The sequence below is a fragment of the Curtobacterium sp. L1-20 genome, from assembly GCF_048755855.1.
Taxonomy (GTDB): domain Bacteria; phylum Actinomycetota; class Actinomycetes; order Actinomycetales; family Microbacteriaceae; genus Curtobacterium.
Genome location: NZ_CP151473.1, coordinates 702,978 through 728,688 on the forward strand (window position 1 = coordinate 702,978; position 25,711 = coordinate 728,688).

Sequence of the window (25,711 nt, forward strand, 5' to 3'; positions counted from 1 at the left end):
CGGTCGCGGGCAGTCGGTGCTGATCGGGGTGTGCAAGGGGGTCGGCACCCTCGCCGCGACCGTCGTGTTCGGCGTGCTGGAGGCGTCGCCGTTCGTGCTCGGGCTCGGCATCGCCTGCGCTGTGCTCGACACGGTCTACGTCCTGATGCTCGTCGCCGACCGGTCGGCCCGGACGCGGGACGCCAGCTCCTCCACGGTCGCGGCGATCGTGCCCAGCGGGTCGGACTCGGCGAACGTCCGCTGGAGTGCCCGCGCGCGGTCCCGGTAGGACGGATCGTCGAGGACCGACCGGACGGCGTCACGGAGCTGGCCCGGCGTCGGGCGCTGCGTCCGCAGGTCGATCGCGGCACCGGTGTGGCTCGTCCTCGCGTTGCCCTCGGCCTTGTCCTCGGACAGCCCGGCCAGGACCATCGGGACGCCGGCGCGGAGTGCCTGCTGCGTCCCACCGAAACCGCCGTTGGTGACCAGGACGTCGACGTGCGGCAGCAGGTCGGCGAAGGGGACGAACCGCGCGACCCGCGCGTTCGCGGGCACGCTGTCGACGACCGCCTCGCTGCCCGTGGTGGCGACGACCAGGACGTCGAGGTCCGCCAGCGCGTCGAGCGTGGGCTGGATGAGCTCCGACAGGTCCGTGTTCGCCATCGTGCCCTGCGACACGGCCACGACCCGGTCAGCGTCGAGGACGTCCGACCACCAGTCGGGCAGCTCGGACGGCGTCGCGGCGACGGGCAGGGTGCCGATGAAGGAGATCGTCGACGGCAGGTCCGACGGCTCGTAGCTGAGCTCCCGGATCGACAGCTGCATGTAGTGCTGGGCGAGCAGCGGGACGGCGTCGTAGAAGTAGGGGACGTCGCCGTCGACACCGGCACCCCGCATCGCGTCGACGAACATCGCCTGCACGCCGGCGAAGAGCCCGTGCTCGAGCGCTGCGTTGGCCTCGGCGTACGCGGCCCGTTCGGCGTCGGTCCGTGCCGGTGGCAGACCGGAACCGAACGGCGCGAGGTCGACGCTGGTGAGCGTGAGCGGCACGACGCCGACCACGGCGTACCCGCGCGGCGCGACACCGGGCGCACCGGCCAGGCCGGGGGCGGCACCCCAGAAGGCGCTCTCGAGCAGGACGACGGCGTCGTCGTTGCCGGGCAGGGCGAGCACGCGCTGGAGCGACCGCCACTGGTCCGCGACGGTGCCGACGACGTAGTGCCGGAGGTCCCACTCGAGGCGTTCGTGACCCTCGACGGCGAGCCGGTCGGGCGACGCGAAGATCGCCGCGTCGATGTCGGCGGCTCCCTCGAGCGGCTCGAACGCGGCGCCGGTCCGCGTGACGGCGTCCGCGAACGCGGTGCCGGTGAGCACGACGACCTCGTGGCCCCGCGCGAGCAGGTCCTCGGTGATCGTGAGCACGGGCGCCACGTGCCCGTAGATGGCCGTGGCGGCCACGATGATCTTCGTCACGTCCGGAACCCTTCGTCGTCGGTCGTTGCGCGACGGTACGTCGCCGTGGGCCGCGGGAGCATCCGAGGAACCACGGTCGTCGTCGGACCGGCATCTGCGTAGCGTCGCGCCGTGCTCGCAGACGACCTCGACCCGTCCCTCCACGTCCTGCTCGAGGAGGACGGCCCCTCCGAGGACCAGGACCGCCTGACCGCGCGGGCGGTCCGGACCCTTCGCGACCTCGGTGCCCTGCGCGCCGGGGTCCCGGTCCGGTGGGGTGGTTCCGGTGCACCCTTCGACGTGGTCTCGGACGGCATCGTCCGGCTCGGCACGGTCGCGGGCGCCGCTGCCTGGGTCGCGGCGCTCGCGTACGGCTCGAACCTCGCCGGCGCCCTCCTGTCCGAGCACGGGCAGGAGGAGCTGTGGGCGTCCGACGCGGACGCGCACGTGTGTGGCTCGTTCTCGCCGTCGGGGACGGCCCGGCCGACCGGCGACGGGTACGTGGTCGACGCCGTCGTCGAGACGGTGTCCGGGATCCACTCGGCGGGGTGGCTGATGGCGATGGTCCTCGTGCAGGGGACCGGGCAACCGGTCCTGGTGTTCGTCCCGGTGGCGGCGGTCGACGTCGTGCGGACCTGGGCGCCGTCCGGCCTGCGGGGGTCCGGCAGCGACCGTGCGGTCGTGGCGGCGGTCACCGTACCGGCGCACCGGGTGATCGCGGTCGAGGACTTCGTCGCCGGGATGGGCCGGTGGGGGCTGCCCGTCGACGCCTTCGGTCCAGCGCTGCTCGCCGCCCCCCTCGTCGGGCTGGCGGCGGGAGCGGTGGACCTCGCCCGACGGACGTTGCGCGGCGAGGCGACCGGAGCGACCGGTGCCGGTGACCCTTCCGGTCCGACGGGCACGTCCGCCCCGAAGAACCCGCCCGCCCGAGCCGCCCGCGCGGACGTCCGAGCGGCCTACACCGACGCGGCGATCGCGGCCGACCGCGCACGCACCTCCTCCGAGGCGGCGCGCGCGGTCCTCGGCGCGAGTCGCACCGAGCACGACCCCGCAGCGGTTCGCCGCTCGGTCACGGCGACGGTGGGCGCGGTGCAGGAGGCTGCGCTGGCCGGCGAGCTCGCGACCGTCGCGATCGGTTCCGCCGCACTGCAGCGGGGACACCGCGCGAACCGGGTGTGGCGGGACCTCCAGACCGGCAGCCGCCACACCCTCTTCACACCGCGCGCCCTGCCCGCCCGCTACCTCGCGGACCTGCCGATCGACCGCCCCGCCTGAGCGTCGTCCGCGCCGCACGCGACCGGCGGAGCGCACGCCGTGCGGGAGCTCCGTGGGAGCACGGAGGCCGCCAGCGCCGCGTTCCCCCAGGCTCGACCGGAGAGCCGGACCCGCCCGGCTCTCGAACGAAAGGCCCGCAGTGCCGCTCCGCACCCTCCCCATCGCCGACGTCCAGCTGATCGAGCAGGCCGAGGGCGACTACTTCCGTCGGTTCCTGGCCGGAGCCTCCGCACCGGCCCGCGACGCGCTCGGGATCCGCACGACCCGCTTCGGTGGGGCGATGGCCGCAGCGATGGCGAACGACCCGTCGGGCTACTGGAGCAAGACCCTGGGCCTCGGCTTCGACGTCCCGCTGGACCGCGCAGTCCTGGCCGAGGTGCTGGCGTTCTTCCGTGAGTCGCGGACGGCGTCCGGACTCGTCGCCGTCGCCCCGCAGGTGCTCCCGGACGACTGGGATGCGGTGTGCGCCGAGCAGGGCCTGACGCTGAGCTCGACCTGGTCCAAGTTCGCGTGCCCGGTGGACGACGTCGTCGCCGGCGAGACCGACCTCGCCGTGCGGGAGCTGGCCGCGGAGGACACGGCGGCCTGGGCGCGGATCATCCGGGACGCCTTCGGCATGTCCGACCCCGACCTCACGCCGATGCTCCGCGGGGTGTTCGACGACCCGGATGCGCGGGTGTTCGGGGCGTGGGACGGCGACGAACTCGTCGGCGCCGGCGCGGTGCACGTGGTCGGCGAGGTCGCCTCGATCAACACCGGCGGCACGCTGCCGTCGCACCGGCAGCGCGGCGTGCAGTCGGCCCTGCTCGCCGCCCGGCACACCGCAGCCGTGGAGGCCGGGTGCCGGCTCCTGACGGCCGAGACCGGCCCGGCCGAGGGCAACCCCTCGTACCGGAACCTCGTCCGCGCCGGCTTCACGCACCACTACGACCGGTCGAACTGGCTCTGGACCGCCTGACGAGACCAGTCGACGGACGAACCGACCCCGCGGTCACGCCCCGGCGGAACCGGCCCCGCGGTCACGCCCCGGACGCCCGCACCGCCTCCGCGAGCGGCCCGGCGATCGCTTCCCACGGTCCGAGCGACCGCGCCACCACCACGACGTCCCGCCGGAGCGGAGGGTCGAGCGGTGCGCGCGGGTGGTCGCCGCCGACTGCGGACACCGGGACGACGGCGACCCCGAGCCCGGCGTTCGCGAGCGCGGCGGCGGCGCGGGGCGAGCCGACCGTGGTCACCGGGGACACGGCCCGGCCGGCGAGGACGTCGACGAGCCACTGCCCGTAGCCGCTCGCCGGGTCGATCCCGATGAACGGCCCGGCCACGACCGTGTCGAGCGACACCGGCACCGGCACCGGCACCGGCACCGCCACCGACGCCGACCCAGACGTGGACCCCGGCGCCGATGCGGACCCCGGCGCCGACGCTGATCCCGACGTCGCCGCGGCGCCCGATGCCGCTGCGACCCCGGCCGCCACGACCTCCTCGTACCCGGCCGACCGCACGACGAGGTCCGGCGCGACCACCGGCCCCGGCACGACGGCCACGTCCTGCTCGCCGCGCCGGACGGCCTCGACCATCGACGTCGCGCTCGCGCCCTCGGTGAGACGGGGGAGCAGGGCCCCGGAGACGTGGAACGACCGCAGCACCGGCACGATGAACGGCTCGGTGAAGGACTGCGCCACGACGATCCGCAGCGGCACCGTCCCGCGCGCCACGTCCTCCGCGCGACGGGCCGCGTCCACCGCCACCCGAGCCGCCGGTGCGAACGCGCGTCCGGCCGCCGTCAGCGTGGCTCCGCGGCGACCGCGGTCGAGGACCGTGACCCCGAGGTCGCGTTCCAGCGAGCCGATCTGGTGCGAGACGGCCGGCTGCGTCAGGTGCAGCGTGCGGGCGGCCCGCGAGATCGAGCCGGCGTCGACCACGGCAAGGAACACCTCGAACGCACGGAGGTTGGCCATCAGCACATCTTATGGCTGACCCAGAGAACATCGAAGGGGCTTCGGGAACCGATGGCGGAGGCCGGTCGTTCTCCTGTGGTGCACGGCGACCGCCGCGCACCAGTCACCAGGGGAGGAACCCACCATGACGAACCACGACCAGAAGCGCATCCTGCTCGTCGGCGGCGGCTCGGGCATCGGTCACGCGATCGCCGCGGCCCTGCTCGAGCGCGGCGACCAGCCGATCATCGGGGCACGTGACCCGGAGCGTGCGACGGCGGCGCTGCCCGCGACGCTCCGCGACGTGCCGGTCGTGCGCGCCGACGTCACCGACGAGGCGACGATCGCCGCACTCACCGCATCGGGGCCGTTCGACGCGGTCGTCTCGCTGGCCGCGGGATCCGCGAACGGGCCGGTCGGGTCGCTCAACCAGGCCGCCGTCCGCAACGCGTTCGACGCGAAGGTGGTCGGGCCGATGCTCCTCGCGAAGCACCTCGCGCCCTCGGTGCGCGCCGGCGGGGTGTTCGTGCTCTTCTCCGGCGTCGCCGCCTGGAAGCCCGCCCCCGGCCTCAGCGTCATGGCGACCGTGAACGGCGCGGTGTCGTTCATGGCCGAGGCGCTCGCCGTGGAGCTCGCCCCGGTGCGCGCGGTCGCGGTGTCGCCCGGCATCATCGACTCCGGCCTGTGGGACTTCATGGGCGAGGACGGCAAGCGCGACTTCTTCGCCTCGACCGCCGCGACGAACCCGGCACGACGCGTCGGCACGCCGGACGACGTCGTCGCCGCGGTGCTCCTCGCGGTCGACAACACCTTCGTCACCGGGACGACGCTGCACGTCGACGGCGGTGGCCACCTGGCCTGAAGCTCGTCGGAACGCGGACCGGTCCGGTCAGGCCCGGTCCGCGTCGACGACCAGCCAGCGCAGCAGCTCGGTCGTCGACCGCCGGTCCGGCGCGGGGCCGGTGAGCTCGGCACCGGCCCGCTCCGCGACCGCGTCCGGCAGGAGGGCCAGGAACCGCTCGACGGCCATCGGACCGGACGGGTCGGTGCGCGCGTGCAGGGTGCCGCGGCCGATGCCCATGGCCTCGGCGAGGAAGACCACGGGGAAGCCCGCCTCGCGGGCAGCACCGATCAGGCGTCGGGTCTCGCGGAAGCGCCGGAGCCGGTCGTCGCCCGACGTCCGCCGTTCGACCGCGAGCGCGGCGAGCAGGAGCTCGGCGACCGCGCGGCGCGCTGCCTCGGACGCGGTCGGCAGGGGTGCGGTCGGGGACGGCTCGGTGGAGAGGGGCACCCGCCCACCCTGGTCGAGCGGACCGTCACGGGCATCCGTGGCTCCACCGGTCTCCGCGACCGGCCACGGTCGGACGGGAGGCGCGGGGCGGCGCCGCACCTCGCCTCCAGACCGCCCGCTGGTCGCGTCGGAGGCCGCGCCGGTCGCCGACGTCCGTCCCCGGTCGTGTCCCGGGGACGGACGCACGACGCCCCGCCCGTCCGGGTGGACGAGCGGGGCGTCGTGCTGGTGGTCAGCGCTGGTGGTCAGCGCTGCCGGTCAGTGCAGCCACAGGGAGTACAGCGAGTAGCCGTACGGCGTGGCACGGTGCACGCCGTGCAGCCGGACGTACCGCCAGTCGCCGGAGAGCGCCACGTCGTCCGCCCCACCGTCACCGTCGGTGACCGACGCGATCGTGGTCCAGTCGTCCGTGCTGCTGTTCCGACCCTCGATCCGGTAGGCCGACCCGTAGGCGCCCTCCCAGTCGATGTGCGCCGAGTGCAGCGTCCGCTCCGAACCGAGGTCGAGCTGCAGCCACTGGTCGTCGGAGTGGCCGCTCGCCCAGCGGGAGGTCGCGTCGCCGTCGACCGCGTTGCGCGGGCCGACCGACGAGGACTCGCTGCTCGAGGCCGTCGCGACCGCGTTCCGGGCGAGGTCCGGCGACGGTTCGCCCTTCGTCGAGAAGACCTTGACCGCGTAGAGCGAGTAGCCGTAGGCGGTCGCGCGCTTCCCGCCGAGCATCCGGACGGAGCGGCCCTCGACGCCCTGCAGGTCGTGCGCGTCCACGCCGCCCGTGCCGGCCGTCACGTCGGCCACGGTCCGCCAGTCGTCCGAGGCGGTGTCCCGGACCTGGAGCTGGTACGTCTTCGCGTACGCACCCTCCCAGTCGAGCTCGACCCGGTCGATCGGCAGGACCTCGCCGAGGTCGACCGCGATCCACTCGCCGTCGCGGGCGGCACTCGCCCAGCGCGTGGACGGGTCGTCGTCGACGGCCTGGGCCCCCGACAGGTCGCCGCGCTCCGCGGACGACGTGCTGACGGCCTTGCCGAGGGCGACGTCACGCGAGGTGCCCGACGGCGCGGTCGGGGCCGGGGCCTCGTTCCGCACGGCGGTGACCGTCGCGGTCCCGTGGAGCGGACCGACCGTCGCCGTCACGGTGGCGGTCGCGCCGGCGTCGGCCGGGGCCGTCACCGTGCCCGAGTCGTCCACGGACCCGCCGCCGGCGACCGACCACGAGGCGTCCGACCCGACCGGACCGCCGAAGCCGTTGCCGTCGAAGGCGTACGCACCGAGTTCCGCCGTCGCGCCGGGCAGTACCGCGGTCCTGCGCGGCGACACGAGGAGCTGCGTCGGGGTGATCGCGGCCTCGGCGGGGGTGCCGGAGATCGCGAGGTCCAGGATGGAGTACCCGTAGCTGGTCAGGCGCGTGATGCCGTGCATCCGGACGTAGCGCCCGGTGCCGGTGACGTCGAGGTCGTCCGCCTTGGCGTCCTTCTTGCTGACGGTCGTGATCGTCGTCCACGGACCCGACGCGGCGTCGGCCACCTGCAGGGAGTACTGCTTCGCAGCAGCCGTCTCCCACGCGATGTGGACGTGCGAGACGTCGGTCTCCTTGCCGAGGTCGATCGTCAGGTCGGCGTCGTCGGTCCCCTGCGTGCTCTCCCACCGCGTCGACGGGTTGCCGTCGAGCACGTTCGCGGGCTTGTTGCCGACGGTGTACGACGTGGCGGTGGCCGTGGCGCCGGCACTCGCGACGGGGATCGACGCGACCGACGAGGCGACGGCGCTGCCCTCGACCGATCCGGCGGTGGCCACGACGTACCCGGCACCCGGGCCGCTCGTGGTGAGGGTACCGTCCGCGGCGATCGTCCCCGGGCCGGTGTACGACCAGGTGGTGCCGGACGGCAGGGCGAACGGGTCGCCGTACTGGTCGGCGCCGGCGGCCGCGAAGCGCTGGGCGGAACCCACCACCACCCGGTGGAAGCCGGGCGTGACGTCGATGCTCGTCAGCACGGGTGCCGGTGCGACCCGGAACCCGTAGCTGTCGCTCGTCGAACCGACCGTCGCGGTGACCGTGGCGTGGTCGATCGCGGCGCCGGTGGTCAGCACGCCGGAGGACGAGACGCTCCCGGTGCTCGACGTCCACTGCACGTGGTCGAGCGGGATCGTCGCGCCGTACTGGTCGTAGCCCGTCGCGGTGAAGGTGGTGGCTGAAGCCGGGGTGATGGTCTTCGGGCTGCCGTCCGTGCCGACGACGACCTTCGCCAGGTGTGCGTCGAGGTGCGACGTGATCTGGGTGTGGGCCGGGACCGCGACGGAGCCGATGACCTTCGAGCCGTCGTACACGTCGTACGACTGCTGCGTGTCCCCGACGTTGTCGAGCACGTACGACCAGTTGCCGTCGGCGTCACGGAACGCCTGGCTGAGCGGGTCGCTGGTGTGCCGCGTGGTCGACTCGGTGCCGAGCGTCAGGTTCGACGTGCCCTGCCAGTAGTTCATGCCGGCCATCGACTTGCCCGTGACCGCGCCGTCCTTCGCCTTCCACAGCGCCGCGTGGATGTCGGCGTAGGTCGCCGGGTCGTACTGCAGCAGGAAGCCCATGACGACCTCGCCGAGCGCGTCGCCCATGTCGCTGATGACCCCGGCGGCGCGGGCCGTGTCGACCCCCGGCGTGTAGTGCGTCGGGTCGAACGAGTACAGGCGCTCGACGGTGTCCGTGTCGGCGGTGTAGTTCGTCGACAGGTAGGGCATGAGCGGCGACGCGTGCGTCCACTGGCTCGGCTTCTTGTCGGCCTCCGCCGCCGAGATCTCGGTCGGGACCAGCGATGCCGGCAGCGTCGTGGGCGTCCAGTGCTCCTTCGGGAACGTCACCTTGCCCGTGGAGTCCACCGAGACGAGGAGCGTGTCCGTCGACGGGTCGTACAGCGGGTTGTCGGCGGTCTTCGCGGTCACGTAGCCGGGGTGGTTCTTCTCGGCGGAGCGGATCGCGTCCTCCAGCTCGCCGATCGCGGCGTTCTGGTCCTTCGTGATCGAGACGGAGCCGTAGGTGCCGATGCCGTACCACTTCTTGGTCAGCATCTGGATGTGGTCCTGGTTCGCGGACTGCACGTCCGCCTCCCCCTGCTCCTTCGGGCGTTCCTCGAGGATCGTCTTGAGGATCGATGCGGAGAACTTCTTGTCCCAGCCGAAGTAGTCGAACCACGGTGCGGTCGGCATCCACTGGATGCCGCCCTTCCACGCGGCGTCACCGTCGAAGTACGTCGACCATGCCTGGCCCCAGTCCTGCAGCATCCCGGCCTGCGGGTGCTGGTACTGGCTCGGGAACGCGCCGTTGCCGTCGTACGTCGCCGAGTCGGGGTTGCCGTGGACGTTCTGGTAGTAGTCACGGACGGCGAGGCGCTCGTTGACGTACTCCATCGCACCGGTGGCCTGCATGTCCTTGTTGCCCAGGACGGTGCCGAGCAGGAAGAGCCCGGCCTCGGACTGGATCGCCTCGGACGAGGACTCCTGGTTCTGGCCCTGCGGCGACGAGACGCCGGCGGCGTTCGAGTGGCCCGCCCAGACACCGAAGGTGCGCAGGTGCGGGAACGCGTCGTCGCTGCGGTCCCAGTTCGCGTACTCCTTCGTGACGAGCGTCGCCATGCCCTCGTACTTCTTCACCCACGCCGGGTCGACGGCGCCGAGCAGCGCGGTCGCGACGGCGAAGTAGCCGTAGTGGAAGTGCTGGTCGTTCAGCTGGCCCGAGCCGTAGGAGTCGGCGAACCCGACGAGCGCACCCCAGGTGGGGTACCGCGCGAAGAAGTCCTGCTTCTCGCCGGTGGTGTACGTGTACCAGTCGGTGAGGGACGTCTCGAGGGTCGCCTGCATCTTGGCGGCGTCGTCGGTGTCACCGATCTGCTTCGCCACCGTCATGTACTCGGCGAGCTGCTCGAGGCACTTGCCCTGCCAGTAGGTGTCGCCCGTGCAGGTCGGCATCGTCGAGTAGCCGGACAGGTACTTCTGCAGCACGGGGTCGGATGCGGCGCCCTTCGGCGTCCCCGCGATCGGCGTCATGCCCTCGAAGGGGTAGTCGATCGTCCAGTCGTCCCCGCCCACCGCGGTCTTCATGGTGCCGCGCGGCGTCGCGTACTCCGCCCCGGTGAGGGAGAAGTTCGTCGTGCCGTCCTCGTACTGGTGCTGGAGCCAGCCCTGCACCACGCTGTGGTCGGAGCCCTGCAGCAGGTCGGTCGTGACCTTCCACTGCTCGTGCACGAGGCCCTTCGCGGGGTCGTACGAGTAGTCCATCCGGGTGTCGCGTGGGATCGCGCCGGCGTGCTGCTGCAGCTGCGCCAGGGTCAGGCCGCTCTTCGGGACCGCGCTGACCGCCAGCCAGGTGCCGGCCGTCGCGTCGATCGTGTTCCCGGTCAGGGTGAACGTCGTGCCGTCCGCGGCGTGGACGCCGAAGACGTGCCCGCTCTGCCGGACCTCGAAGCTGTTGCCCGTGAACGGGAAGGAGATCGGCTGTCCGTCACCGTCGGTGAAGGTCGCGCCGGACTCCGTCGTGATCCGCGGGGTCTCGTCGTGGTACTCGAACCACTGGTACGGCTCGCCCTGCACGCTCGTGACGTCCATGTACTGGCCGCCGTCGCCCTTCTGGGGCATCCGCCAGCTCACGTTCCAGTCGCCCCACCGCAGCGCGGCGGTCTCGGTCGCCGAGAACGCGGTGCTGCCGTGGTCGGCGATGTCCGTCCGGCTGTCGGTGAGGGTGACCTGGTCCACCATGAGGTGCCCGTAGCTGCCGTTCGTCTGGTCGACGAACCGGATCTGCGCCTGCTGCCCCTGGTAGGCGCTGACGTCCCAGCTCGTCCACGCGAGCTGCTCCGACGCCTTGCCGGTCGCGGTCGCGACGACCTTGCCGCCCACGAGGAGCTCGGCCTCGTCGACGCCCGGCGCCGGGTAGCTCCCGCCGCCGAGCAGGAACGCGATGCCGGAGCGGTCGATGGTGAACGGGGCGGTCGTCAGGGTGCCGGTCGCGGCGTCACCGTTCTTGGCGCCCCACGACGTCAGGTAGCCGGAGTCCTTCCACCCGACGACCTTCGACTGGCCGGCGCCGGTCCCGCCCAGCGTGCTGAACGCGGTGCCGGTGGCGGTCCAGCCGGAGGGGATGCCGTGCTCGAAGTCGGCGAGGACCCGGTCCGTGGAGGGCGGCGGCGTCACCGCGCCCGAGACCGTGATCGCGTGGTTCTGCACCATCTGCGAGCCGTCGGCGTTCCACGAGTCCGGGTACGTCACCTTCGTGCCCGCGGCACTGTTCGACGAGACGAACGGGTTCGACCAGAGGTCGCCGGAGAACCCGGTGCCGTTGTGCACGATGCTCGTCCACCACTGGTTCGAGGGCACCGGCTTGCCGGCGACGGACGGGTCGACGTGCACCTTCTGGCCGAGGAAGGCCTGCACGTCCCCGATGTCGGAGATCGAGTCCGGCGGCGTCGGCGCGTAGGAGCCGGCACCGACGTGGACGCCGTCCACGGCGGGCGCGGACCCGGACGGTGCCGGGCTCGCGGCAGCGGGCGGCGGGGACGAGGGATCCTCCGAGGTGGTCCCGCTCCCGGCCGTGGTCGAGGGGGTCGCGGCGGAGGCCGCGGTGGAGGAGGAGACGAGCACTGCACCGGGCAGTGCCGCGAGCGCGACGAGGGCGACGGTCGCTGTCAGCGACCGCGCACGCGTGTGTCGGACGAACCAGTTGTCTGTGGGCACGGGCCGACGGTAGCCAGCGGACGGGGCCGACGGCGTCAGCGGTTCTGCGGACAAGCACCGGGCGAGAGGCCCCCAGTTCGGGGGTTCGGAGCCGGCCCCGGTCGGTGTTGCCAGTGGAAACACGGAGATTTCGACGAGTACGACGCGAGGCTCCCTCGAACCCCTAACGTTGTCCGGACCACCGAACACCCGGGCGATCGTCGCGCGGACGGTCGGCCCACCCCGCCGCCCGTCGAACCAGGAAGGGCAGCATGTACGTCGCGTCGCGCCCGTGGCTCCTCCGCTCCCGCAGACGAGCCGGCCTGCTGCTCGTCGTCACCCTCGTCGCCGCGGTCCTCGCAGCCGTCGCCGGGGCGACCCTCGTCCTCGTCCTCCAGGCCCCGACGACCGACCTGCGGAGCGCGCTCCGGGCGCTGCCCGCAGCGTCCCGCACGCTCGAGATCGAGGCGACCGGCGACCCGTCCGCGCAGGACCGTGCCTTCCACCGGCTCGTGGCGCGGGCGTTCGACGACGTCCCGGTGCACGTCCGGACGACGGTCCGCGGCGACGCCACCACCTGGGACGTCAGCGCGGACGCCGACCGGATCACCGCGCGCGACCTGGACGGTCTCCACGCCGGGTTCGTCGCACTCCCGTCCGCCGCCGCGAAGCAGTTCGCCGCCGACGGCGGCACCACGACCCGGCACGCCGCGACGGTGCGCTCGGACTCCGCCGTCCTCGCCTCCGCCGCGTCCGCCGTCCGTGCGGCGGCCCCCGTCCCGATCTCGATCGTCGTCATCGCCGGGGCGGTCGCACTCTTCCTGACGGGCCGCCTCCTCGCGGCGTCCCGCGTCGCCGAGGACCGCCTCCTCCGGGCGCGCGGTGCGTCCGACGCCCGCATCGTCGGCCTCGCCGGACTCGAGGGACTCGTCACCGGCGCGGTCGGCGCGGCGCTGGGGAGCACGGCCGGCACGCTCGCGGCCGCCGCCCGGTGGGGCGTCGCCGGCCCGGCGACCGCGGTCGACCTCGTCGTCGCGGCGGCGTCGGTGACCGTCCTGACGGTCGGCGCGCTGATCGCCGCGGCGGGTCGTGGCGAACGGCCCGCCGACGCCCGCGCCACCGGCCGGTCGACCCGTGCCGCCGCGACGCGCATCGGCGCCGTCGTCCTGCTGCTCGACCTCGTCGCCGCCGTCGCCGTCTGGCGGTACGGCAGCCCGGGTGCCGCAGCGGCCGGGGACCCGCTCGCCGTCGTCGCTCCGGCCGCGCTGCTGACGGCGCTCGCTGTGACCGGGGCCCTCCTGCTCCCGCCGGCACTGGGCCTCGTCGCACGCCTCGCCGACCGGGGGACCGGCTTCGTCCGCCCGGTCGGCACCCGGCTCGCCGCGCGGGACGGTCGGCGGTTGGCCGTGCCCGCGGCGCTGCTGGTGCTCGCCGTCGCGTCCGGTGTCTTCAGCGCGACCGTCGACGCCTCCACCCGCGGCTTCCTGCAGGACAGCAGCCGCGTCGAGCACGGGGCCGCGCTGCGGGCGGACGTCGGCGGCGCGATCCCGGTGAACGGTGCGTCCGACCTCCTGCCCGTCGGCGTCCGGGACCGCCGTGCCGCGGAGCACGGGATCCGCCCGGTGCTCCGGGCGTCCGGCACCACGGGTGACGCTGCCCAGGCCGAGGGCACGGTGGAGGTCGTCGGGGTCGACGCCTCGGCGTTGCCCGCGATGCTCCCCGTCACGCCGCGGACGTTCGACGTCCAACAGGCGGTCCACGGCCTGCGCCGCAGCGTGCCCGGTGTGGCGCTCGGCACGGTCCGCAGCGGCGCCGGCGCCGCGCTGGACCTCGGGGTGCGGACCACCGTGACGTCCGCGACGACGAACGGTGCGCCCGCCGTCGGCGTCCAGGCCGTCGCCTGGGTGGTCGACGGGGTCGGCGACGTCGCGCCCCTCTCGACGTCGACGGCCACGCTGCCGACCGGCGGCCGTCCGACCGACCAGACGCTGCACGCCACGCTCCCGAGCGGCGGACCGTGGCGGCTCGCCGCGCTGGACCTCCGTTTCCGGGGCGACGCCGACGTGCGCGACGTGCACCTGACGGTCCGGTCGCTCGCCGTCGCCCACGCCGCCGTCGCGCTCCCCACCCGCGCGTGGACCGCGGCCGCGGACGCCTTCGACGCGTCCGGCCTGCGCACCGACGACTCCACGGACGCCGGTGCGATCGCCGTCCGCGCTCCGCGGCTCCAGTTCGGGTCGAGCAGCTCCGGGATCCGCCTCATGCCGGCCGCCGGGCGCGTGGTCCCCGTCCTGGCGAGCACGGCCACTGGTTCGCGCGTCGGCGACACCCTCACCGTCTCGGGCTCCTGGGCGAGCTTCCGTGCACGGGTGGTCGGCACCGCGCCGACGGTCCCCGGCACGGACGGGGGAGCGGCCTACCTCGCCGACCTCCCGACGCTGGACCAGGCCGTCCTCGCCGCGTCCCAGCGCCCCCAGCGCGTCCGCGAGGTCTGGGCCGCCGACGACGGCGCCCGCGCCCTGCTGGTCCACGCCGTCCCGGACGCGACCCTCTCGGTCCCGTCCACAGCACTCGAGGCGCGCTTCGCCCGCTCGGTGGTCCTCGCCCTGCTCGCCGGCACGGCCGCCGCGCTGTTCTGCGCCGTCCTCATCCTCGCCGCCACGGCGGCGGCCGTCGCGCGGGACCGTCGCGACGAGGCGCTCGGACTCCGCACGGTCGGGGCATCGGCGTCGCAGCAGTCGCGGATCCGGGCACTCGGCCCGGCCCTGACCGGCACGTTCGGCCTCGTCGTCGGCCTCGTGGCCGGGATCGCGGCCGCCGGCCTCGCCGGCGTCGCCGCGGTCCGGGCGAGCGCGCCACGCGCGCCCGTCGGCCTCGGCGTCCCGCTCGTCCCCGCGTGGTGGGACGTCGCGGTCGTCGTCGCCCTGGTCGTCGTCGCCGTCGTGGTGGTCACCGCGACGCACGCGGCAGCCGTCGGCCGGGCGGCCGGTCGCACCGGACGGGAGGCACGATGAGCGTCCACGACACCGGGCACGCCCGGCAGACACCGCGTCCAGGGCGCGGCGGACCATGGCCCGGACGGCTCGTCCGGCGGTCGATCGCCGACCAGGCGGCGGCGCTGCTGGCGCTCGCCGTGCTCGTCGCCGTGACCACCCTGGCAGCGGTCGGGACCCCGCGACTGGTGACGTCCCTCCTGGACGCCGACCTGAACCGGACCGTCGCCAGCGCGTCGCCGTCCTTCCGCGACCCGGCCGCGGGGGTGTCGCTCGCCATCGACGACACCGTCTCCGCGCCGGACCACTTCTTCAGCCAGGTCTGGCAGGCGCTCCCGGACCGACTCCGCTCCGCACGTGCGCACACGGCGCCGGCGCTCCGAGCGCTCCTGGACGACGGGCACGTCTCGGGCCAGGCGGTCGGGCTGCACTCGAGCCCCCCGCTCCAGGGCTTCATCGACGAGTTCGCCGCCAGCGGGCTGCGTGGCGGCCTGACCGAGCACACCGGGTACCGGATCGACGCCTACCCGGGACTGCGTGCGGACTCGCGCCTCGTGCAGGGGCACTGGCCCACCCCTGCCACGACGATCGGCCCGGACACCGTGCTCGAGGTGGTCGTCACGGAGCGCACCGCCCGCGAGATGCACTGGCGGGTCGGCGAGGAGCAGCAGCTCGCCCAGGACGGCGGGAAGGTGACGGCCCGGCTCGTGGGGCTCGTGGCGCCGCGGACGACCGACTCGGACTTCTGGGCGCTCGACCCCGGCCGCGGTCGGACGTTCGTGACCTACGACATCTACCAGACGCCGCTGCGGCACGGCATCGTGTTCGTCGACGCCAGCACCTGGCCCCGGATCGCCCCGCAGCTCGGCGGCGGCGACGTGGCCGCCTGGTACCACCTGGACACCACGTCGATCTCGACGGCGACCCAGCCCGCGATCAGCGACGGACTCGACCGGCTGCTCGCGGCCCCGCCGACCGTGACCACCCCCGAGGGCGACGTCCGCGTCCTCCGGTTCAGCTCGTTCCTGCCCCGGCTCTTCGGCATCGCCGAGCAGCGCGCCGCGGCGTCCGGGGAACTGCTGGCGGTGTCCGCGACCGGACCGCTCGGCGTCGCGCTCGTGGTCGTCGTCCTCGCGACCTCGGTCGTCGTCGCGCGACGACGCCAGGACCGCGCCCTCCTCCGGGCCCGCGGGACCGGGACCGGCGCGACCGTGCTGCGGTCGGCGGTGGAGACCGGACTCGCCACGGTCCCGGCAGCGGTGGTCGGTTGGCTCGTCGCGGTGGCGGTCCTGCCGCACACGTCGTGGTCGGCCGGGGTCGCCGCGGGGCTGGTCGGCGTGGTCGTGCCCCCGGCGGTGGCCGCGGCCGTCGCCGTCGCCGAGGCCGTCGCGGTCCGCGGACCGCGCGCGGCGCCGTACCGCTGGGTCGTCGAGGCGCTCGTCGTCGCCGGGGCAGCAGCCGCCGTCGTCGCCGTGCTCCGCCGTGCGGCGGGCGCAGCCGCCGGGCAGACGGTCGGCGGTGATCCGCTCGCCGTGGCCGCGCCGCTGCTCGTCGCAGCCGTCGCGGTCGTCGCCCTCCTCCGACTCCGGCCGGCGGTCGTCCGGTGGACCGCGGCCCTCGTGCGGGACCGCAGTGCCGCCGCGTTCGTCGGCACCGCCGAGGACGCCCGTGGTGGCGGCGCGGCGGCGTGGGTGCTCGGGGCGGTGGTCCTCGCGACCGGCACCGGGGTGGTGGCCGCGGCCCTGCTCCGTGCGGTCGGTTCCGCGACGGCGAGCACCACGGGAGCGACCAAGGGCCTCGACCGGAGCGTCCTGGTCGGCGGCGCCGCGACCGTCGTGGTCGGCGGGCTCGCCCTCGCGGCGGTGCTCACCGCCGTCGCGGTCGTGATCACGGTGGTCGCCGCCGCACCGGAGCGCCGCCGTCGCGGTGGACTCCTGCGGACCTTCGGGCTGTCCGGGCGTGACCGCACCGCCGTGACGGTGTGGGAGCTGATCCCGCGGTGCGTGCTCGGGGTGATCGGCGGGACGGTGGCCGGACTGCTGTCCGCGGTCGTCGTCGTGCCGGCCGTCGTCCCCGGGCACGGCGGGGTGTGGCCGGCGCCGCTGCGGGTCGTGCTCACCGCCCTGGGCTTCGGGCTCGCCGCCTCGGTGGCGACGGTCGCCGCGGTCCTCTCCGACCGGCGACGGCCGGCCCTCGTCGACGACAGGAGTGCAGCATGACCGACACGACCGCACCGGCGACCGGTGGACCGCTCACGGCAGGACCGGACCGGTCGATCCACTGCCGGGAACTCGTCCGCATCTACACCTCCGAAGACGTCGAGGTGCAGGCCCTGCAGGGGCTCGAGCTCGACGTGGTGAGCGGTGAGCTCGTGGCGTTGGTCGGGGCGTCCGGCTCGGGGAAGTCGACGTTGCTCGGCATCCTGTCCGGCCTCGACCGTCCCACCGCCGGGTCCGCCACCGTGGCCGGCGTCGACCTGACGGCGATGACGCGGAAGTCGCGGTTGCACTACCACCGCCGCGTCGTCGGCTTCGTCTGGCAGCAGACCGAGCGGAACCTGGTGCCCTACCTGACGATCGAGGACAACGTGCTCCTGGCGATGCAGATCGGCGGCACGCGGGACCGCGCGGGTCGGCTGGCGACCCTGGTCGACCTGCTCGACCTCGGGGACGTGCTCGACCGACGACCCGGCGAGGTCTCTGGCGGCCAGCGGCAGCGCGCGGCGGTCGCCGTCGGCCTCGCGAACGAGCCGTCGGTGCTCCTGGCGGACGAACCCACCGGCGAGCTCGACGAGTCCACGAGCGCCCAGCTGCTCGAGACGCTCCGCACCGTGAACCACGAGACCGGCACGACGACGCTCATCGTCACGCACGACGCCACCGTCTCCGAGCACGTCGGCCGGACCGTGCGCATCCGCGACGGACGGACGTCGACCGAGACGCTGCGGTCCACGACGACGGGCACGACACCCGACGGCGAGCCGCAGGAGTTCGCCCTCGTCGACCGGGCCGGCCGGCTGCAGCTGCCGCAGGAGTACGTCGACCGGCTCGGCCTGCAGGACCGCGTCCGCCTGGCGATGCGGCCCGACCACGTCGGCGTGTACCGCGGCGACGACGGACAGACCACCGCCCCCGCCGCGCCCCTGTCCGCGGCGGACGACCGAACGGAACACGACGATGCCTGAGGCCGCGACCGACGCGATCCTGACCGCCGAGGGGCTGACGCGCCACTACGGCTCCGGCGACGCCCGGGTGGTGGGCTGCGAGGACGTCTCCCTCGCGGTCCGACCCGGCGAGCTCCTCGTCGTTCGCGGCCGGTCCGGTGCGGGCAAGTCCACCCTCCTGCGCCTGCTCGGGGGACTCGACCGCCCGACCGCGGGCACCGTCCGCATCGGTGCCGTCGACGTCTCCGGCGCCGACGAGGACGCCCTCGTCGGACTGCACCGTGACGTGGTCGGGTTCGTGCACCAGGAGTTCGGGTTGCTGCCGACCCTGACGGCGGCCGAGAACGTGGGACTGCCGCTCCGCGTCGCGCGCCGGGACGCCGCCGAGCGGGACGCACGCGTCGCGCAGGCCCTGGCGTCGGTCGGGCTCGAGGGACACGAGAACCAGCGTCCCGGTCAGCTCTCCGGCGGTCAGCAGCAGCGCGTCGCGATCGCCCGGGCGCTCGTGTCCCCGCGGAGCGTGCTCATCGCGGACGAGCCCACCGGGCAGCTCGACAGCGAGACCGGCGCCCAGGTGATGGACCTCGTGGTCGCCCTGACGCGGGAGCGCGACGTCGCGACGGTGGTCGCGACGCACGACCCGCTCGTCATCGGCATGGCGGACCACGTCGTCGAACTGCGCGACGGGCGGGTCCGTCCGGCCGGCGACGCGGACTGACCGCCGGACGGCCGAGTCACTCCGGGTCGGACGCGGCCTCGACGAGGGGCTCGGCGAGTGCGGCCTTGAGCGCTGCCGAGTGCGCGTCGGCCAGGATCTCGAGCGCGCCGGCCTCGTAGCGGTCGTACGCGGTCCGGACGACGTCGGCGGGCTGGTTCACGTCCGGCACCCCGGGGAAGAAGGTCCGGCGCATCGCCGTGTCCGTGAACGAGAGCACGAGGCCGACGACCCGGACGCCGCGCGGGGCGAGTTCCAGCCGCATGCCGTTCGTCGCCGCCCAGAGCGCCGCCTTCGAGACGCTGTAGGACTTCAACCGGTGGTCCCACGCGGCCGCGGACAGGACGTCGAGGATCGTGCCGCCACCGTTCGCCTCGAGGACGGGCGCGAAGGCCCGGGCGACGCGGAGCGACCCCCAGAGGTTCGTCTCCACGACGTCCCGGAGCTGGTCCAGGTCGCCGGTGACGAGCGACGCCGCGGAGCCGGTGCCGGCGTTGTTCACCACGATCCTCGCGTCCGCGGCGGCACTGGCGGCCGCCTCGACAGACGCGCCGTCCCGGATGTCGACGACCAGGGGACGGACCCGGGGGTCCGACCACCGGTGCGGCTCGAGCGTCGCCGCGTGCACGACCGCGGCGCCGCGGTCGAGTGCCTGGGCGACGAACTCGGTGCCGAGTCCGCCGTCGGCGCCGGTGACGAACACGGAGGCGCCCTCGATCGGTACGGGGGAGGAGGACCGGGGCAGGGGAGTCGGTGGGGTCATGGTCGATGGTGGGCACGGCGCCGGCTGCTCCGCCACCGCGGAACCACGGACCGCGACCGGTACCGCGCCCGACCAGCGCGCCCGGGGGATCAGCTCGTCACCAGTGCCCGGTCCGGTGCCGGCCGGCGGGGCGACGTGGTCGCGAGGACCGCGATCAGGCCGGCACCGCAGAGCAGGAGCGACTCCCGCCAGAGCGGTGCGACCGCGGCGGCCCAGGACGCATCGCTCTGGATGAAGTCCGCGAAGCTCGGCCCCGGCACGACGAGCAGGAGCAGCCCCACGGCGATCGCGGTGCGTGCCCGGCGGTCCTCGACGGCGCGGAGGGCGACGAGGGCCGCGGGGAACAGGTACACCCAGTGGTGGATCCAGCTGATCGGCGAGAGCATCGGCGCGAGGAGCCCGATGACGAGCACCGCCGCGACGGGACGGCCACGGCGGTGCACCATCGCGGCGACCGCGAGCCCGGCGACCCCGACGACCACGACGAGCGGCGTCGTCAGGCCGGTCCAGTCGGGGGCGAGCCCGGCGATCGCGCCGGTGACCGAGTTGTTGCCGGAGGAGGCGGTGGCGCTCCCCGTGAGGTCGACCCGGTCGGACAGGTGGAACACGGTCGAGGTCCAGAAGTGGGTGCTCGCGGTGGGTGCGACCACGAACCCGATCGCCACCGTCGCGACGGACGCCACGCTCGACCAGGCGAGTCGGCGCCACTGCCCGGTGACGGCGAAGAACGCGATGAACAGGGCCGGCGTCAGCTTCACGCCCGCGGCGATGCCGACGAGGAGGCCCGTCGGGCGGCGGCGCCCCAGGATGCGGTCCGGCAGCACCAGGTCCGCGAGGACGAGCGCCATCAGCAGCAGGTTGACCTGGCCGTAGACGAGGTGCTGCACCGCGACCGTCGTGCTGCAGGCCAGCAGGAAGAGCCCGAGGTGCCGGTACCCGACGTCGGCCGCGCTCCGGCAGCCCGAGGCCCAGAGGACCGCGACGAGGAGGATCGCGACGCTGAGGACGGTCCACCCGACGAACGCCGCGTACCACGGCAGGAGGCCCGTCGGGGTGAACAGGAGGGCGGCGAAGGGCGTGTAGGTGAAGGGCATGCCGACCGGGCCGAGTTCCGGGGCGCGGAGGTTGCCGGCGTACATGTCCCCGCCCCGCAGCAGCACCGGGACGACGTCGCGGTACACGAGGAAGTCCACCGGCAGCATGTGCGGCAGGAACGGGAGCAGGGCGAAGACCAGGACGACGGTCGCGGCCGCCACGACGAGGGCGACCACGGGTCGACGGCTCGTGGTCGATCGGGTCGGGAGGGGTGTGGGCGTCAGGACGGTGTCGGTCGGCATCCCGGAACGCTACGGCCGGGGACCCGTCGACCGGATCGGCCCGGACGGTGACCCCCATCCGGAGACCGGGCGAACCGGTCTTCCCCCGATCGGCCGATGTCCGCAGCGATCGGAGCGGGGTACGGTTCGCTGGTGGAACGGAACGAGGGCGGGGTGACCGAGCGCGCGGTCCCCACCCCGAAGGCGGTCGAGTCGTTCCTCCGGCAGCTGCCGCCGGCGGACGTCCTGCTCGGGCTGGCCATCGTCGGCGCCTCCTTCACACCGCTCGTGGTGCGTCCCTTCCTCTTCGGTGTCCCCTCGCCGGTCGCGCTCCTCCTCGGGTTCGTCGCTGTGGCGGTGCGCCGCCGTCCGGCCCTGACCACCGCCGCGACGCTCCTCCTCGTGGTCCTCCAACCCTTCCCGGGCGACGGGCTCACGCCGCTGGTCCTGACGTACGTCGTCGTCGTGTACAGCCTCGCCCTGTACGGGGGGCCGCTCCTGCGGGTCGCGAGTGCCGTGGGGGCCGTCGTCGGCGGCGCCTACGCCGCGTACGACTTCTCGTTCGCCGGCGGCCGCCTCGTGGCGGGGATCGCGAACGACCCCGACCCCCGGTGGCCCGCGCTGGTCGGCCCCGCTGCCGTGCTCTCCGTCGCGTGGTCGGTCGGCCTCGCGGTGCGCCTGCGCCGGTCCGCCGTGGCGGAGACGGCGCTGCGACAGCGGGCGCAGCGACGGGCGATCGACGCCACGGAGTCCGCCCGCACCGACCGGCTCCGTGCCGACATGGCGCGGAACGTGCACGACGTCGTGGGGCACTCGTTGGCCGTGATCGTGGCGCAGGCGGACTCCGCGGCGTTCACGGACGACCCGGACGAGCTGCACCGCATCACCGGGAACATCGCCGCGGCCGCGCGGTCCTCCCTGCACGAGGTCCGCGACGTGCTGGCCGGGATCGACGCCGAACCCAGTGCGGCGGACGCCATCGGCCTGGCCGAGGTGGTCGAGCGCCTGCGGGAGACCGGGCTGACGGTCGAGCACGCCGTCCGTGGACGACGCGGCCGGCTCGGCGCGCGCGAGGGCGCCGCGGCCCGACGGATCCTGCAGGAGATGGTCGCGAACCTGCTCCGGCACGGCGACGCCGCCGCGGTGGTGTCCGTGCGGGAGACCTGGTGGCCGGACGTCGTGGTGCTCGAGATCGAGAACCGGACGTCCCCGGACGCCGAAGCGGGATCGGGACGGGGCCTCGGCAACATGGCGCACCGTGCGCGCGAGGTCGACGGCGCCTTCGAGACGATCAGCGACGACGAGCGCTTCGTCGCCCGTGTCCGGCTGTCGGTCGAGGGCGCGGTGGACCCCGACGCGACGGCTCCGGACACCGCCGTGGACCCCGACGCGGCGGCTCCGGACGGCGCGGCCACGTGATCCGGGTCGCACTGGTCGACGACCAGGAACTGTTCCGGGCCGGGCTCCGCTTCATGCTGGACAAGCAGGCCGACATCGAGGTCGTGGGCGAGGCCGCCGACGGCGAGGCGGGGGTCGACCTCATCCGCGAGACGGTGCCGGACGTCGCCCTCCTCGACGTGCGGATGCCGCGGCTGGACGGTGTCGAGGTGGTGCGGCGTCTGCTCGGCGACGACGGCCCGGGGATCGCGACGAAGATCATCGTCCTGACGACCTTCGCGGTCGACGACGCGACCGCCGAGGCGATCCGGCTCGGCGCCGCCGGCTTCCTGCTCAAGGACGCGACCCCGGACGCGCTGCTGACGGCGATCCGGACGGTCGCCGCCGGGAACGCCGTCGTCAGCCCGGACGACCTCGCCGCGCTCCTGCGCCTCGAGTCGGGGACGACGCACGCGCCGCCGGCGCCGGCGGCGTTCCGCTCGCTCGCTCCCCGCGAACGGATCGTGTTCGACCACGTCGCGGCGGGACGGACGAACGTCGAGATCGCGCGGATCGAGTTCGTCAGCGAGTCGACGATCAAGACCCAGGTCAGCAGTGTCCTGACGAAGCTCGGCCTGCGCGACCGCGTCCAGCTCGTGATCTACGCGCACCAGTACCGGCTCACGGGCGACCGGACGGCTGGCGGGGACTCCCCGTCGACCCTCGCGCCCTGACCACGGGCAGCACCCGGACGCACCGACGCCGACCCCGGCGCGCCGACACGGACGCGCTGACGCCGACCCGGGGTCCGGGTCGGCGTCAGCGCGTGCGGGTGCCGGGGCTACTGGTGCGCCAGGGTGAGGTGGCTGCGCGTCGACCGCGCCCGGAGCAGGACCAGGGCGGCGGTGCCGAGCAGCGCGACCACCGCGGCGAACCCGAAGTCGGCGGTGAGCCCGGAGACCGAGACCGCGACCCCGCCGAGCGAGGAGCCGACGGCCAGGGCGACCTGGATGGTGGTGACGAACATCGCGAGCCCGGCCTCGGCGCCCTCCGGCGTCGCACCCGCCATCAGGGTCTGCAGGCCGAGCGGCAGCCCGCCCCAGACCAGGCCCCAGACGACGAGGAGCGCGAAGACCGCGACCGGGAGGTGCGCGACGAGCGGGAGCACGGCGACGGCCGCGGCGAGCGCGAGCCCGCCGGCGACGAGCGTGCCGACCACCGAGCGGTCGAGCGTCGCGCTGGCGACGAAGTTGCCGACGATGCCGCTGATGCCGAAGACGAGCAGGGCGACCGAGACCACGTCCGGGCTGACCTTCGCGACGTCCTGCAGGAACGGGCTGATGAAGGTGTACGCGGCGAACTGCGCGGCGAAGAGGAGCGCGGCGACGGCGAGGCCGACCCGGGCACGCGGGACGCCGAACAGGCTCGTGAGCGCAGCCGGGCGGATGCGCTGCAGCGACGGGATCGCGGGCAGGGCGATGAGCTGCAGCACGAGCGCGACGCCGCCGAGCCCGGCGCCGATGACGAACGCGACCCGCCAGGTCGCGGTGGCCGCGACGAGCGCGCCGAGGGGCAGGCTGACGACGGTCGCGATCGAGATCCCCGCGGTGATCAGCGACGTCGCCCGGATGGTGTCCGCGGCGGCCACGAGCCGGGGTGCGATCCCGGCGCCGATCGCCCAGAAGCCGCCGAGCGCGACGCCGAGCAGGACCCGGGCGACGAGCAGGACGGGGAAGGCCCACGCGATCGCGGCCACGACGTCCGCGAGGACCAGGACGGCACTGAGGCCGATGAGGACGACACGGCGGTCGAGCCGGGACGTGGCGACGGTGACGACCGGCGCAGCGACGGCGGCTGCGAGGCCGGTGACCACGACCATGAGCCCGGCGGTGCCGATCCGGACGCCCAGGTCCGCCGAGATCGACGGCAGCAGTCCGATCGGCAGGAACTCGGACAGGACGGTCCCGAAGGACCCGACGGCGACGGAGGCGACCCCGAACCAGCCGTTGCGGTGTGTGCGTGACATGTGCTCTCTCCCTTGCGGATCGGGGTGCGGTGCGGACCGTCGGGTCCGCCCGCACTCCCGTGGTGTCCATCTCGGGCCGTGGTGTGCGCGGTCCTGCTTCGATCTGCCGGACGTGGGACGTCCGGGTGGTGCCGGTGACCGGTGGCCGGTCGTGGCGGTGGTCCGTCGTGCGACGGGCGCGGGTCAGACGATGGTGCTGCCGCCGTCGACGGCGAGCTCGCTGCCGGTCATGCCCGAGCTCTGGTCCGACACCAGGAACAGCACGGCGGCGGCGACCTCCTCGGGGAGCAGGACCCGACCGAACGGGAGCCTGCTCGCGATGGCGGCCAGCAGGGCGTCCGGGTCGTTCGGCGCGAGGCCCTTGAGCCCGGGCGTCTCGGTGGGGCCGGGCACGACGGTGTTGATCCGGATGCCGCGCGGGGCGAGCTCGGCCGCCCAGGTGCGGGTGAGCGTGGCGACGGCGGCCTTGGACGCGCCGTAGAGGCCGAACGCGGGCTCGGTGCCGGACGCCGACGAGGAGCCGGTGACGACGATCGCGGAACCGTCCTTGAGGTAGGGGAGTGCGCCCTGCACCGTCAGCGTCGTCGCGCGGACGTTCGTGCCGAACGTCTGGTCGATGTCCTCGGCGGTGACGTGCTCGAGGGGCTTGAACTCGCCGATGCCCGCGTTGACGTGCACGGCGTCGAGGCCGGTGCCGCGCGCCGCGACGGCCTGGTAGACGGTCTCGATGCCGTCCGGCTCGGTGGCGTCGGCGCGCACCGGCGTCACGTGGTCGCCGAGCTCGTCGGCGAGGGCGTCGAGGGCCTCCTGCCGCCGGCCGGTGACGAAGACGTGCGCGCCCTCGGCGACGAAGCGGCGGACGACCGCCAGTCCGATGCCCGAGGTCCCGCCCGAGACGAGTGCGGTCTTGCCGTTGAGTGTTCCGACCATGGTCGTGGTCTCCGTTCCGTAGTTGTTGACTGCTTGGTCTAGAACGATAGGGCATAATGGACATTTCAGTCAAGAACGAGTTCGAGGAGGACCCGAGATGCCACGACCACGCATGTTCGACGAGGCGGAGGTCATCGACCGCGCGCGGCGCACCTTCGCCGAGACCGGGTTCGCGGGCACGTCCCTCGACGACCTGCTCGAGGCCACCGGTCTCGCACGGCAGAGCCTCTACAACGCCTTCGGCGGCAAGAAGGAACTCTTCATGCGCGCCTTCCTCAGCGACACGGCCGAGGCCGTCGACGCGGTGAAGGCGAGCCTGCAGACCACGGAGCACCCGATCGTGCGCATCCGGACGGTCCTGGTGTCGGCCGCGGTCGAGCACGGAGCGGGGCAGGCGCCGCCGTCGCTCTTCCTGCGGGCGGCGGTCGAGCTCTCGAGCAAGGAGGCCGAGGTCGCCACCGCCGTGGCCAGCGCGTTCGACGCCATCCGCGCCGACTACGTCGCGTGCATCGCGGACGCGCAGGCCGCCGGGGAGATCGAGGCCGACGCCGACGCGGAGGCCCTCGGCACCTACTTCTGCGCGGTCATCGAGGGCATGTCCACGCTCGGCCGTGTCGGCGTCGCGCGCGCGACGCTCCTGCAGATCGGCCTCACCAGCCTGGCGACCGTCCCGATCACCGCGGTCGGCCGCGAACACCTCGGCACCGACGACGGCGACTGGAGCTGACGGACCGTCCCGGTGGCGGACGGGAGGCGCGGTGCGGGCCCGCACCGCGCCTCCCGTCCGCCGCCGCGCTCGA

General features: G+C 74.3%; 18 protein-coding genes. 10 read left to right on the forward strand and 8 right to left on the reverse strand.

Annotated elements, in window-relative coordinates; all coding sequences use genetic code 11:
• Window positions 1–135: 135 nt before the first annotated feature.
• Window positions 136–1,452 (reverse strand): nucleotide disphospho-sugar-binding domain-containing protein, encoded by a 1,317-nt coding sequence (locus tag AAEP86_RS04885; protein WP_420369410.1) that lies wholly within the window; start codon window positions 1,450–1,452, stop codon window positions 136–138.
• A 111-nt stretch (window positions 1,453–1,563) separates the two neighbouring features.
• Between AAEP86_RS04885 and AAEP86_RS04890 the strand changes: the two genes are divergently transcribed.
• Together AAEP86_RS04890 and AAEP86_RS04895 are read left to right on the forward strand one after the other, a co-directional pair.
• Complete coding sequence (locus AAEP86_RS04890; RefSeq protein WP_420369411.1) at window positions 1,564–2,706, forward strand: hypothetical protein; 1,143 nt, start codon at window positions 1,564–1,566, stop codon at window positions 2,704–2,706.
• Window positions 2,707–2,845: 139 nt separating this feature from the next.
• Window positions 2,846–3,664 carry a GNAT family N-acetyltransferase gene (locus AAEP86_RS04895; RefSeq protein ID WP_420369412.1) on the forward strand — a complete coding sequence of 273 codons (819 nt, stop codon included), beginning with the start codon at window positions 2,846–2,848 and terminating at the stop codon, window positions 3,662–3,664.
• A gap of 61 nt (window positions 3,665–3,725) precedes the next feature.
• On the opposite strand, the gene AAEP86_RS04900 is transcribed toward AAEP86_RS04895, so the two are convergent.
• The gene (locus AAEP86_RS04900; RefSeq protein ID WP_420369413.1) at window positions 3,726–4,664 is read right to left on the reverse strand and encodes a helix-turn-helix domain-containing protein; all 939 of its coding nucleotides are present in this window, start codon (window positions 4,662–4,664) and stop codon (window positions 3,726–3,728) included.
• Window positions 4,665–4,788: 124 nt separating this feature from the next.
• Here AAEP86_RS04900 and AAEP86_RS04905 point away from each other — a divergent pair, with 124 nt between their 5' ends.
• Window positions 4,789–5,505 (forward strand): SDR family oxidoreductase, encoded by a 717-nt coding sequence (locus AAEP86_RS04905; RefSeq protein WP_420369414.1) that lies wholly within the window; start codon window positions 4,789–4,791, stop codon window positions 5,503–5,505.
• A 27-nt stretch (window positions 5,506–5,532) separates the two neighbouring features.
• Here the strand turns inward: AAEP86_RS04905 and AAEP86_RS04910 are convergent, their stop codons facing one another.
• Both AAEP86_RS04910 and AAEP86_RS04915 read right to left on the reverse strand, forming a co-directional pair.
• Window positions 5,533–5,934, reverse strand: a complete 402-nt coding sequence (locus AAEP86_RS04910; RefSeq protein WP_420369415.1) for an amidohydrolase family protein — start codon at window positions 5,932–5,934, stop codon at window positions 5,533–5,535.
• Window positions 5,935–6,192: 258 nt separating this feature from the next.
• On the reverse strand, window positions 6,193–11,649 hold the full coding sequence (locus tag AAEP86_RS04915; RefSeq protein ID WP_420369416.1) for a discoidin domain-containing protein: 5,457 nt from the start codon (window positions 11,647–11,649) through the stop codon (window positions 6,193–6,195).
• 251 nt (window positions 11,650–11,900) lie between these two features.
• Between AAEP86_RS04915 and AAEP86_RS04920 the strand changes: the two genes are divergently transcribed.
• The 4 genes from AAEP86_RS04920 to AAEP86_RS04935 are packed head-to-tail and all read left to right on the forward strand — an operon-like array spanning window position 11,901 to window position 18,502.
• Window positions 11,901–14,642: an FtsX-like permease family protein gene (locus AAEP86_RS04920; protein ID WP_420369417.1), complete on the forward strand. Its 2,742-nt coding sequence runs from the start codon at window positions 11,901–11,903 to the stop codon at window positions 14,640–14,642.
• A complete protein-coding gene (locus AAEP86_RS04925; protein ID WP_420369418.1) occupies window positions 14,639–16,840 on the forward strand; it encodes an FtsX-like permease family protein in 2,202 nt (733 codons plus the stop codon). Before AAEP86_RS04920 ends, AAEP86_RS04925 begins: the two co-directional genes overlap by 4 nt.
• Window positions 16,837–17,805 carry an ABC transporter ATP-binding protein gene (locus tag AAEP86_RS04930; RefSeq protein ID WP_420369419.1) on the forward strand — a complete coding sequence of 323 codons (969 nt, stop codon included), beginning with the start codon at window positions 16,837–16,839 and terminating at the stop codon, window positions 17,803–17,805. The genes AAEP86_RS04925 and AAEP86_RS04930 overlap by 4 nt, the downstream gene beginning before the upstream one ends.
• Window positions 17,798–18,502, forward strand: a complete 705-nt coding sequence (locus AAEP86_RS04935) for an ABC transporter ATP-binding protein (protein WP_420369420.1) — start codon at window positions 17,798–17,800, stop codon at window positions 18,500–18,502. Before AAEP86_RS04930 ends, AAEP86_RS04935 begins: the two co-directional genes overlap by 8 nt.
• Before the next feature lie 16 nt (window positions 18,503–18,518).
• Here AAEP86_RS04935 and AAEP86_RS04940 read toward each other — a convergent pair whose 3' ends face one another.
• Window positions 18,519–19,262: an SDR family oxidoreductase gene (locus AAEP86_RS04940; RefSeq protein ID WP_420369421.1), complete on the reverse strand. Its 744-nt coding sequence runs from the start codon at window positions 19,260–19,262 to the stop codon at window positions 18,519–18,521.
• 89 nt (window positions 19,263–19,351) lie between these two features.
• Window positions 19,352–20,599: a glycosyltransferase 87 family protein gene (locus AAEP86_RS04945; RefSeq protein WP_420369422.1), complete on the reverse strand. Its 1,248-nt coding sequence runs from the start codon at window positions 20,597–20,599 to the stop codon at window positions 19,352–19,354.
• 132 nt (window positions 20,600–20,731) lie between these two features.
• Here AAEP86_RS04945 and AAEP86_RS04950 point away from each other — a divergent pair, with 132 nt between their 5' ends.
• Entirely contained in the window at window positions 20,732–21,997 is a 1,266-nt protein-coding gene (locus AAEP86_RS04950) for a sensor histidine kinase (protein ID WP_420369423.1), read from the forward strand.
• Window positions 21,994–22,689 (forward strand): response regulator, encoded by a 696-nt coding sequence (locus tag AAEP86_RS04955; RefSeq protein WP_420369424.1) that lies wholly within the window; start codon window positions 21,994–21,996, stop codon window positions 22,687–22,689. Before AAEP86_RS04950 ends, AAEP86_RS04955 begins: the two co-directional genes overlap by 4 nt.
• Before the next feature lie 107 nt (window positions 22,690–22,796).
• On the opposite strand, the gene AAEP86_RS04960 is transcribed toward AAEP86_RS04955, so the two are convergent.
• Window positions 22,797–23,981, reverse strand: coding sequence for an MFS transporter (locus AAEP86_RS04960; RefSeq protein WP_420369425.1), 1,185 nt, complete (start codon window positions 23,979–23,981; stop codon window positions 22,797–22,799).
• A gap of 183 nt (window positions 23,982–24,164) precedes the next feature.
• Window positions 24,165–24,911: an SDR family NAD(P)-dependent oxidoreductase gene (locus AAEP86_RS04965; RefSeq protein WP_420369426.1), complete on the reverse strand. Its 747-nt coding sequence runs from the start codon at window positions 24,909–24,911 to the stop codon at window positions 24,165–24,167.
• Window positions 24,912–25,008: 97 nt separating this feature from the next.
• On the opposite strand from AAEP86_RS04965, the gene AAEP86_RS04970 reads away from it, so the two are divergent.
• A complete protein-coding gene (locus tag AAEP86_RS04970; RefSeq protein WP_420369427.1) occupies window positions 25,009–25,638 on the forward strand; it encodes a TetR/AcrR family transcriptional regulator in 630 nt (209 codons plus the stop codon).
• Window positions 25,639–25,711 lie beyond the last annotated feature (73 nt).